This window comes from Winogradskyella sp. UBA3174, assembly GCF_002364335.1.
GTDB lineage: Bacteria > Bacteroidota > Bacteroidia > Flavobacteriales > Flavobacteriaceae > Winogradskyella.
Genome location: NZ_DEXW01000013.1, coordinates 1 through 11,331, shown reverse-complemented (window position 1 = coordinate 11,331; position 11,331 = coordinate 1). Strand labels below are relative to the sequence as shown.

Annotated in this window: 12 protein-coding genes; 5 read left to right on the top strand and 7 right to left on the bottom strand. The window is 33.0% G+C overall.

Annotated features, from left to right (window positions below):
- The 5 genes from B2U95_RS01345 to B2U95_RS01325 form a co-directional block, all read left to right on the top strand.
- The coding region (locus B2U95_RS01345) for an ABC transporter permease (protein ID WP_349675751.1) at positions 1-426 on the top strand (426 nt) is incomplete at its 5' end.
- Between the two features lie 12 nt (positions 427-438).
- Positions 439-2,823 (top strand): ABC transporter permease, encoded by a 2,385-nt coding sequence (locus B2U95_RS01340; protein WP_296311693.1) that lies wholly within the window; start codon positions 439-441, stop codon positions 2,821-2,823.
- A gap of 80 nt (positions 2,824-2,903) precedes the next feature.
- A complete protein-coding gene (locus tag B2U95_RS01335) occupies positions 2,904-3,647 on the top strand; it encodes a head GIN domain-containing protein (protein WP_296311691.1) in 744 nt (247 codons plus the stop codon).
- Between the two features lie 24 nt (positions 3,648-3,671).
- A complete protein-coding gene (locus B2U95_RS01330; protein ID WP_296311689.1) occupies positions 3,672-4,343 on the top strand; it encodes an ABC transporter ATP-binding protein in 672 nt (223 codons plus the stop codon).
- Positions 4,344-4,536: 193 nt separating this feature from the next.
- On the top strand, positions 4,537-5,958 hold the full coding sequence (locus B2U95_RS01325; protein ID WP_296311688.1) for a TolC family protein: 1,422 nt from the start codon (positions 4,537-4,539) through the stop codon (positions 5,956-5,958).
- Here B2U95_RS01325 and B2U95_RS01320 read toward each other — a convergent pair.
- The 7 genes from B2U95_RS01320 to B2U95_RS01290 form a co-directional block, all read right to left on the bottom strand.
- Positions 5,955-6,911, bottom strand: coding sequence for an aldo/keto reductase (locus B2U95_RS01320; protein WP_296311681.1), 957 nt, complete (start codon positions 6,909-6,911; stop codon positions 5,955-5,957). The two genes, B2U95_RS01325 and B2U95_RS01320, sit on opposite strands and share 4 nt — an antisense overlap.
- Before the next feature lie 3 nt (positions 6,912-6,914).
- Positions 6,915-7,190: a hypothetical protein gene (locus tag B2U95_RS01315; RefSeq protein ID WP_296311678.1), complete on the bottom strand. Its 276-nt coding sequence runs from the start codon at positions 7,188-7,190 to the stop codon at positions 6,915-6,917.
- Position 7,191: 1 nt separating this feature from the next.
- Positions 7,192-7,713 (bottom strand): peptide-methionine (S)-S-oxide reductase, encoded by a 522-nt coding sequence (locus B2U95_RS01310; RefSeq protein ID WP_296311674.1) that lies wholly within the window; start codon positions 7,711-7,713, stop codon positions 7,192-7,194.
- Complete coding sequence (locus B2U95_RS01305) at positions 7,692-7,946, bottom strand: glutaredoxin family protein (protein ID WP_296311671.1); 255 nt, start codon at positions 7,944-7,946, stop codon at positions 7,692-7,694. The genes B2U95_RS01310 and B2U95_RS01305 overlap by 22 nt, the downstream gene beginning before the upstream one ends.
- 60 nt (positions 7,947-8,006) lie before the next feature.
- Positions 8,007-8,552, bottom strand: a complete 546-nt coding sequence (msrA, locus tag B2U95_RS01300) for a peptide-methionine (S)-S-oxide reductase MsrA (protein ID WP_296311668.1) — start codon at positions 8,550-8,552, stop codon at positions 8,007-8,009.
- Positions 8,552-9,004: a peptide-methionine (R)-S-oxide reductase MsrB gene (gene msrB, locus B2U95_RS01295; RefSeq protein ID WP_296311664.1), complete on the bottom strand. Its 453-nt coding sequence runs from the start codon at positions 9,002-9,004 to the stop codon at positions 8,552-8,554. The genes msrA and msrB overlap by 1 nt, the downstream gene beginning before the upstream one ends.
- A gap of 838 nt (positions 9,005-9,842) precedes the next feature.
- The gene (locus tag B2U95_RS01290) at positions 9,843-10,781 is read right to left on the bottom strand and encodes an NAD-dependent epimerase/dehydratase family protein (RefSeq protein WP_296311662.1); all 939 of its coding nucleotides are present in this window, start codon (positions 10,779-10,781) and stop codon (positions 9,843-9,845) included.
- Positions 10,782-11,331: the final 550 nt, after the last annotated feature.

Here is an 11,331-nt window from a genome sequence, read left to right as displayed (position 1 = left end):
GTAGACGACACGTTCAATGCTAAATTTAAAAGTGAACAGCTTATTGGTAAACTCTCGCAGCTCTTTGCCTTATTAGCCATACTCATTTCTTGCTTAGGTCTTTTTGGTTTGGCAGCCTACACAGCCGAACAGCGCAGTAAAGAAATTGGAATTCGAAAAGTTTTGGGTGCAAGTGTTTCAGGCTTAGTGAAATTATTATCCAAAGACTTTTTAAAGCTTGTAGGCATTTCAATTTTAATAGCGATTCCTATGGCTTGGTATGGTATGGATAGTTGGCTTCAAGATTATGCGTATCGCATAGAAATTGATTGGAGGATTTTTCTTGTTGCAGGAGTCGTCGCACTTTTAATTGCTCTGGTGACCGTCAGTTTTCAAGCGGTTAAAGCAGCCTTGGCAAATCCTGTAGATAGTTTAAAAACAGAGTAAAAACAGTTAGTAATGATAAAGAGTTATATAAAAATTGCATGGAGAAGTTTGAAGACCAATCGATTGTTTTCAATAGTGAATATATTGGGTTTGGCAATTGGTTTGGCGACAACTTTAGTCTTGTTCTTATTCATTTTACACGAACGTAGTTTTGATACCATGTTTGCTAATAAGGATCAGATTTATCGTGTGCTTCTTAATACAACCGAAGATGATCTTGAGACTTGGGCTGGTGTACCATCAGCTTTGGCACCAGAACTAAAAGCAAATATTCCAAATATTATAAAATCTGGTCGAATTTTACATCACGATTTTGGTAAAACTGCCTCTATAAAAGCAGGCGGTGGTGTTTTTATAGAAGATAAATTATTCTGGTCTGATGCGGCTATACTCGATATGTTTGAAGTAGAAATTATTAAAGGTACTGGGTCAGAGAATCTTAATAATCCAAATAATATATTGCTTTCTGAACGTACGGCTAAGCGTTATTTCGGTGATGAAAGTGCATTAGGAAAAACAGTGTCGGTTGATAATACAACGACATTTGAAGTTAAAGGTATTTATAAAGATTTCCCCGATAATAGTTCTTTAGACTTTAATGCGATTGTTCCATTTATGATGCAAAATTCAGCAAAGAATCCATCTTGGGATAATGCCAGTTTTGAAACCTTTGTAATGTTTAATTCAGAGGTGGACCATATAAACGATGTTGAAGGTAGCATTCAGACTATTTTAGATCTTAATGTTAAGAAAGAAGAACAATGGTATAATTTCTCGCTTCAACCCTTAGCACAAATCCATTTATATTCTTCTGAATATTTAGATAGTTATACAGCAAATAAAGGAGATATCAATCAAATTCGAAACCTAACTGCTTTAGCACTTTTAATTCTAATTATTGCATGTATTAATTATATGAATTTAATAACAGCACGTTCTCAAAAAAGAGCAACAGATGTTGGGATTAACAAAACACTTGGTGCATCTGTAAAAGATATTGTTATTCGATTTTATATAGAAACAGGTTTAATTACTGCAATTGCCATGATTTTAGGTGGAATTTTCGCTGTATTTACCTTACCTGTATTTAACGATATAGCAGGGAAACAGTTAGATATTTCAGTATTGTTTTCTATCAAGATTCTAGGATACTTATTATTAATTTGGCTGGTAACGACCTTTCTGTCTGGTTCATATCCTGCCTTATATTTATCTCGTTTTTCACCAAAAGAAGTATTAAAGCCCTCATCTAATAAGGGTGGTGCGGCGAGTTTGATTAGAAAGGGTTTAGTTGTTGTTCAGTTTTCAGCCTCTGTGGTTTTAATTATCGGAGTTATTGTTATACATCAGCAATTAGAATTTATTCAGAATAAAAGTCTGGGCTATAATCCTGACAATGTAATTGCAATTTCAACCTCAGGAATTCGAGGTGGTGCGTCAGGTAACGCTTTAGTGAATGCGTTTGAAAAACTGCCCAACGTGTCGGTGGTTTCGAGATCTCAGGGATATCCGGGAATAGGTGTTAGTGGAAGAAGTATTAACAAGCCTAATACTGAACAGACCATGGGTATTCAAACGAATCGATCTGAACGCAATATTGCAGACGTTTTGCAACTCAAATTAGTATCGGGTCAGTTGTTGCCTGAGATTAAACAACAAGGAGATACTTTAGTTGAGGTTGTTGTAAATAAAACTACAGTAGATTTTCTAGGCTTGTCACCAGAAGAAGCTATTGGTGAAAAGGTGGCTATGCAACTTGGCAATAATGCTTATATCTGTGGCGTTGTCGATGATTTTAATTTTAGTTCGTTACATAGTCCCATAGGAGCTTATGCATTTCATAATGCATCACGCGAGCCAAAATCATATCTATTAATTCGGTTTAAAAATGAAGTGTTAACTGAGACCATTTCAAAATTTGAAAGCACATTTAAAAACGTTGCACCAAATGCTGCGTTCGAATATACATTCTTAGACAAGAATCTCGAATTACTCTATGAAAAGGAGCAACGCACTGCAAACGTCGGTTTGTTGTTTTCAATATTGGCAATAATAGTAGCGTGTCTCGGTTTATTTGGTTTAGCAGCATTTATGGCAGAACAACGTAACAAAGAAATTGGAATTAGAAAAGTGTTTGGAGCAAGTGTATCCAGAATCGTTCAGTTATTATCGCTAGACTTTATAAAACTTGTTTTAGTTGCATTAGTCATCAGTTTTCCATTGGCATTATATCTTATGAATAGTTGGTTGCAAGACTTTGCCTATCGGGTTGAGATTAGTTGGACGGTCTTTTTAATAGCAGGCATTTTGGCTTTACTCATAGCATTCGTTACGGTAAGCTATCAAGCTATTAAAGCCGCTATTGCCAATCCAATAAAGAGTTTAAGAACAGATTAAATTCCACAGCCCCAAGGGGGAGTGACAAATGGTTAAAATCAATTAACATAGAAATAGTAATTATAGGACAACGAACAATCATGAAAAATTTAAAACACATCACAATAGTAGCCTTAGTCTTTATAAGTCAAACGCTATTCGCACAAACAGACAAGACTGTAGAGCCCTTTAATAAAGTCGTTATCAGTCCGCACATCGAAACCACTTTTGTACAAGGTGACAAAGAATCTGTTACCATATTAGATAGCACCGAGCCAGAGGAGAAAATAAATATAGAAGTGACAGGTGAAACATTAAGAGTTTATTTAGACGATGCGAAGGAAACGACTAAGACTAAAAAAATAGTTAAGAACGGTGTAAAAATGAACGTCCCTATTTATAAAGGGAAAGTGTTGACAATTCGTATTACTTATAAAACGATTGATGCGTTGTCGTTAAGAGGTGAGCAACGCACCCTTTGTGAAAGTCATATTGATGAGGAAAAATTTAGACTCAAAATTTATGGAGAATCACAAGTGACTTTTAACGACGTTAGTTTTGAAGAATTTGACGTAGATAGTTATGGAGAAAGTCAACTAACCATTCAGAAAGGCACTATTGACTATCAGAAAATAACAGCTTACGGAGAAAGCGATATCAACCTCGTAGCCGTTACTAATAGAACCTCTAAGCTTAAAGCTTATGGTGAAGCAAAGTTTACAGTTAACGTTTCAGAGCGCATTAAGTTCACAGCTTATGGCGAAGCCGAATTGTTTTATAAAGGCAAAGCAGAGGTGGATAGAGGCCTAAGTATTGGTGATTCAAAAGTGAATCGCATTAAATAACATAAACATATTAAATCAATCAAAATGAAAAATACATTATTAAGTTTAAACGAAGCTTCAAGAACAATCAACTCAGGTAGCAATAAAGTCACATTACTCGATACTATTAATTTAAATGTAAATGAAGGTGAATTTATTTCACTCATGGGACCATCGGGTTCTGGTAAATCTACCTTATTGAATTGTATCGGCATGTTAGATAATTTCACAGGAGGCGGTTACACCTTTTTAGGCGAGCCTGTGCATAGCATGAAAGAAAGAAACCGGTCCAAACTGTACAAAGAATATATTGGTTTTGTGTTTCAGGCGTATCATCTTATAGATGAATTAACCGTCTATGAAAATATCGAAACACCTTTACTCTATAAAAACATAAAATCATCTGAACGTAAAGGGATGGTTGCAGATATGTTAGACCGTTTTAATATTGTTGGTAAGAAAGATTTATTTCCTGTTCAATTAAGTGGAGGGCAACAACAGCTAGTTGGTGTTGCAAGAGCATTAATAGGAAAGCCAAAATTGATCTTAGCTGATGAACCCACTGGAAATTTAAACTCAAAGCAAAGTGAAGAGATTATGGAGCTTTTTGCGCAGTTAAATAAAGATGGAGTTACCATTATACAAGCCACACATTCTGAAAGTAATGCGGCTTATGGTTCACGAATTATTAATCTACTCGACGGCAAGATTGTCTAATTACAGTAAATAAAAGAGTGTATTGCTAAAGTTACGTCACTTCGAGTAAAATTTTCGTTCTTCAGAAAATTTTGTATCGAGAAGTAATCTTTTAAATAAGGTTCTCGATACGTTTCTCGCTCACTCCAAACACTCGAACTGACGTCGATATGGAATTTACTTTTCGAAATACAAATATTTAAAGAAACGCATCATGAAAAACCGATACATACTATACACCATCATATTTTTGATGGGCTGTACAGGATATGCTCAAAGTCAAACAAATAGAAGTTACACTTTAGAGGACTGTATTTCGATTGCATTAGAGAATAATCTCGATTTGAAATCTACCAATTTATTAGCGAATTCCGCAAAAGTGAATTACCAGCAATCTAAAGCGAATCTTTTACCAAGCATTAATGGTAATTTTAATTTGGGTGTTAATGATGGTCGAAGTATAGATCCATTTACAAACGATTTTATAAATCAGGAATTAACATTTTCTAATGCAGGCTTGAGTTTAGATATGACGATTTTCAATGGCTTTCGATTGTTGAATACAGCCAAACAAAATCGTTTAAACAAAAAAGCTTCTGACCTAGAAATTGAAGCTGCTCAACAAGATTTAATCTTAAGTGTGACCTTAGCCTATCTTCAAGTCTTAAATGCAAGAGACGTTTTAGAATTAACGAAAGCCAGATTAGAAACAACCAAAGAACAACTGAAAATTCAAGAGGGGTTTTATGAAAACGAATCCGGAAACCCTGCAGATTATGCAGATATATTAGGACAGATTGCCAATGATGAAACAAGTATTTTAGTATCGGGATCTAGTTTAAATAATGCAAAATTAAACCTAATACGATTATTGAATTTAGAAGAAGAAGTTACATTAGATACGGATGGACTCATTTTAGATTTTGAAAAATATAATTTATCTGCTGATAACGTTTATAAAGAAGCATTACAACACTTAGCTACATTCAAAGCTAGGGAATTGCGTATTGAAGCTGCGAAAAAGGGAGTTAGTGTTGCTAAATCTCAGTTTACACCAGAAATCGCGCTTTTTGGTGGTATAAATACTAACTATTCTAGTGCAGCGCAACTATTTAATGCTACTGGAACTAGTATTATTCAAACAGGTGATTTTGTTACTGTAGATGGTCAAGATTTACTGGTTATGACTGAGCAAACCGCATTTGCTGCAGAACGTATCAGTTTCAGAGATCAGCTAGATAACAATTTAAATACCGTTGTTGGTGTTGCGGTTAATGTGCCACTATTTAATGGTTTTAGAGCCAAGAATAATGTGGCCTTAGAAAAAATTAGAGTTGAGGAGTCTGTTTTAGAATTAGAACGCACCTATATAGATATTAAAAATAACATTGCACAAGTTCACTTTGATATGGAAGCCGTTTATAAACGTCACGAAAGTCTTGAAAAACAGGTGTTAGCCTACCAAGAATCGTATCGTATAAACGACATTAGATTTAAAAATGGAGTTTCCAATTTCTTAAATTATATCACAAGTAAGAATAATTTGGACAATGCGAAAGTGAATCTAGCGAATGCAAAGTACGAGTACTTATTGCGTGTAAAAGTTTTAGACTATTACAGAGGTACGGTGAATTAATTCCATTTTAAATTGCTTCGTTCTTGCCAATACTGTTCAGGTGCAATTCTAAATAATGTCAAATTTTTAATTTCATTTTCATCTAATTCAAAATTTAAAGCTTTTAAATTTTCTTTAATTTGAATAGTGTTCGCAGCTCCACTCAAAACAAGTGTTGGTTCTAAAGCGTCTATGATAAACCTTAAAGCTATGGCATCAATACCTACACTATATTTTTTTGAAAGTTTTTCGAGATAGCAATAAGCTTTTTCGTGTTCTGAAAATTTAGTATTCTTAAAAACACGACCATTAGCTAAGGCTTCTTTTATAATAATCGTTTTATTATGCGCTAATAATTCTTTCAAAATATTAAAACAAGACTGCTCAAAAATATTGAAAGTGACTTGGTAACTATCAAATAAATCTACACCATCAAAATTTATTTTTTGAGCTACTTCTATTATTTTTACTTGCTCTATTCCACTAGATGAAATACCTATTTTTAGTTGATGTTGCTGTTTCAATTCATATAATCTAGCCAGTACATCAGTATTTTTTAAAACTCCACTATCTAGAGTAGCTGAATGAATTTGATAGATTTTTAAATTAGGAAGCAAAGCTTTTGAAATTTCCCATTGCTCATTCAATTTAGCGATTGAATGTTCTTTGATTTCATGTTTATCAGAAAAGTCGAGCTCCCAATTGGCAACATAGGTATAGCCGAATTTTGTAGAGAGATTAACATCGTTATGCTTTCTGGAGTCATTCCAATCTTGTAAAAATTGCTCCCCTAAACCATAAGACGGAGCTACGTCAAAATCGCGAATACCAAGATTATGGCTTTCATCTAATACTTTAAAAGCATTGGCCCTAAATGCATCAATAGATTTATCAATAGCATGCTCTGATCTAATATTTATATAATCTGGCCTGCCCAAAGCGGCGAGACCTAATCCTATTTTACATAGACTCATTTATTAGTTTTGAGGGTGTTTTACATTACAAGTTTTACAAGTGTAAGTGTCTTTTTGTATGGCAATACCATTTATATTACTTTCTGTAATTTTATTGATGAAGTTATTATAAGTCTCATCACGTTTTTCATTTTTACTACCTTTCGTGAACTCGTAAAATTCATGATCCCATTCTTGTTTTCCCCAACAATTAGGACAAATGCCTTCAGGTGCGTCACCAGTAGGTTGATTATTTTCTTTTTTAGAAAAGTAGTCTTTAATATTTTTAATTAATGACATATTATGCAGTTTTGTTTGTGAGGTTATTAGGTATATATTCAAGATTTACCTGTTGTGAAAAATTATCTATTAAGAGTTTTAATTTAGGATTTATATAACGTTCACAAAAAGGTTTCTCAGGATTTTTTTGATAGTAATTCTGAATAGCTTCACGTGATGCTTTAAATTCTGAAAATGGATAAGCCTTAGTAATTAATTTGTTGTTAAATTCTATTTGAAAATTGTTCAGTATAATTTTGACTTTCTGTTCGTCTAAAAAGTAATAAATAGCGGATCGGTATTTTGATCTCATGGAATGTGTAGAAGTACTTTTGTGGGTATGTAAATGAATTTCTATCAATGTTTGAAGTGAGATCTCATCTGGGTTATAATGGACAATAATAGCTTCAGAAAACGACTTATTTTCTTCAATTGAAGCTACAAAACCTTGTTCTACTTCGCTTACTCCAATTAACGATTGAAACACAGCTTCTGTACACCAGTGGCAACCACCTCCTAATGCTATTTTAGTTTTTCTATCCATTTTGTTAATTCTTTAACCGATGGATTTCGCAATCTCTTTCCTAAAACCGTAAGCGTTGGGAAGTTGAGTTTTCCATTTTCATATAAAGCGCGTAGTTCTTCAGCAGAATTCTTATTCTCTTCCACATCTAAAAACTGATAATCTATTTTTTTTTGTTCTAATAAAGACTGATAGAATTTCGTTTTATGACAACGCTTAGAACCATATAATTTTATTTTATGAGTATCTGACATTCGTAATGCCCCTTCTTTTTTGAAAAACTTAAGATAGCTTTTTAAGGGCTAACTTAAGTTTTAATTATTTTTTAATTTATCATAATGTAGCTTACGTAGCTTCGCCAATTTAGGGTCAATCACAAAACTACAATAGCCATAACCTGGATTGTTTTTGTAAAAATCTTGATGCTCTTTTTCAGCTTCATAAAAAAGCGGTGCAGCAGATAATTCTGTAACAATAGGGTTCTCGTAGTATTGTGCTAATTCATTTAATACGAGTTCTGCTATCTCTGCTTGCTTATCATTATGATAAAAAATCACAGAGCGGTATTGTGTACCACGATCTGCTCCTTGTTTATTAAGTGTTGTTGGGTCGTGAGTGGTCATAAAAATAACTAAGATATCTTCATAAGAAATTACATTAGCATCATAACTTACTTGTACAACTTCTGCATGACCTGTAAGACCAGAGCCAATTTCTCTATACGTTGGTCTGCCTGGTACATTTCCGCCAGAATAACCCGAAACTACGCGTTCCACTCCTTTTACTTCTTCAAAAACGGCTTCTGTACACCAAAAGCAACCTCCGCCAACAGTGGCGATTTGTAAATTCTTAGCAGTCATTATGCAGTCTCCTTATCTAAAGTCATAGATTCTGAATTAATACAATAACGTAATCCACTTGGTTCTGGACCATCTGGAAACACATGTCCTAAATGACCGTCGCAAGTATTACACATCACTTCTACGCGTACCATACCAAAAGCGGTATCTCTGTGGTACTTAATGGCGTTTTCTTCAATAGGTTGCGTAAAGCTTGGCCAGCCACTACCAGATTCAAATTTAATTGTAGAATCAAACAAAGGAGTGTTACAACATACACAATTGTATTGACCTTCATCATAAATACTACAAAGTTCACCACTGTTAGGACGTTCTGTGCCTTTTAGTCTTGTAATTCTGAATTGTTCTGGAGATAATTGAGCCCTCCATTCGGCTTCTGTTTTTTCAACTCGTTTGTTTGGAGTTGGGTTTCCTTTTACGGAAAAGTTAATTACTTCTTTCCAAGTTAGCATACTTTTATTCCTTTCTTTTTGTAGTTAATGTATATGCTTTTTTTTAAGATATAAAGGTAGTCGATGAATTTATGATTTCCTTACATGTTTAAAATAAAATATTAATTATCACTAAATTATCAAAACACAATTTTTAATGATAATTTTTGAAAAGTGAAAACTATCGTATTGAAGCTAGAATTAGCAATAAATTATATACTCTGCAGTAAAACGTATTTTACTCTTCATAATTATTTTTTATGTATTCTTCTACTTTACTTTTTTCATAGAAAGCATTGTAGTTTTGTGTGTTTAAAATATCTTCAATTGCTTTTTCTTTATCCTTTACTTGCTCTTAATAGGCTTTAAAAATTAAATATCTTGCATAATACCCAGCGTTTTTACGTCTTTTCTCATTCGCTTGTTACCAAGAACTCCACGAATTTATAATGCTTTTATTTTTGTCATTAATAAAGTCATTCCATATTTTAATTTCTTTTCCTTTAAAATTAAAATAATATCCATCTGTTTCTTCATTTATTATTTCAGCGATAAATTCTGCCGAACCTTCTCATATGTTTTTAGAAAGTAATGTATTTCCATCTTTTCATTTTGGATTGATTAAAATGGATTAATTCGTGACTTAATAATAATATAATATGGTCTTTTAGTATACTTATTCTCAAGCTATCTTTTTTCCAATTTTCGGTATTTGTATTTTCTGTTCGGCAAAGTATTTCTACACCAATTAGTGCACCTAATTTAGCAAGAGTTTAACGATACATCGTGAAATCCGCAGCATTTTCCAAGTAGGCGAGGACCTAGTAATTATTTTTATATGGTGTTAGTCCTTGTTTTTCTAGTTATTGAAATCAGTCAGTGGAACGACAACAGGATTAAACTCAATTCCTAAATCTTTTCTTGCAGCATCGTTTTTATAAATAATACGAGCATTTCCAATTGGTTTTTCTTCATTTAGCATTGCGGAAACATCAGAGATTTTCCAACTTTCACTGCTTAATAAATAATTTTTTCCGTGTAAGCCTTTCTTAGTGCTGGCACTATAAATTCCGTCTGCTATGTCTTTAACATCAACTAATGCCCATTCAGCATCCACATCATATAGCATTTGAATAAATGGGTTTGGAGCAATCTTGTTTTTGATTAAAAATTGCAAATCCGAAGAAGTTGAATCTTCCCTATTGGATAAAGATTTCCCCATTACTCCAGTAGGTGAGACACTTGTTATTTCAAAATGTATAGTCGGATGTTCATTTATAAATTTCTCCACCGTTTGGTTTGCAATGAATTTAGCTTGTGCATAAGGATGACTTTCTTCACTCATAAATGGAGTGTCATCTTCATCAAAAGTATCGTCAGGAGATTTCCCACCTGCTGGCATAGGGAAATTCGTATTATATGCTCCGACCGAAGCTATAAAAACCACCTTTTCAATGTTTGGACTTTTATTAATTACTTCTAGAAAGTTTTTAGTACCTTCAATGGTTGGGTCAAATAACTCAGTTTTTGGGTCTTTAACATCCAATTGAAAAGGGGTGCCTCCGTGAACAACTATGTCACACCCTTTTATGAATTCTTTTAATTGATTTTTGTTTTCAACTTTTAGTGGAAGAATTTCAAGATTTTCTGAATTCGGTAATTCTTTCAAATGGTTGTATTTTTCTGTTTTGGAAATGTCAGTAGCAGATACTCTGACCTTAAATCCTTCTTGTAAAAATTTCTTAGTTGTATGACTTCCAATGAAGCCTGAACCTCCAATAATTCCAATTGTTTTCATGTTTTTTATTTTTATAATTAGTTGCGTTTTTCTAAATAAAGGCTAACAATTTGATATAGACTATATCCACATTATATGTTCACCATCAAATTTAATAAATTTTTAAATAAATTGGTTAACAATTGAATTATAAGCACTAGCACCTTTTGTTTTAAAAATTAGTTAGTTTTTACATGACTTGAAATTAGCAGATAACTGCCTGTGTCTTCAATAATAGGTTGTCCTATTTTATTTGATAATTGTTTTCTTATTTGATGTAATCGACCAGTTTTTGGTTTTATTTCTAAGAGATAGTCAAAATCATTTTTGTATATAATTCGATAAGAAATAATACATTCTAGGGCATCTTTTGATCTTGATTTAACTATAATTACTCTTTTTGCAGAAAAGATTACGAATTATAATAAAGAGGCTTCAGAGCTGAAGCCTCTTTATTATAAAAATATACACTGGTTATTTATGAATAGATATTGTTTAGTAAATAATTATTTTCTTGTTTACTTTTCCATTTTTAGTGTCAACTATCACAATATAAACTCCTGAAGCTAAT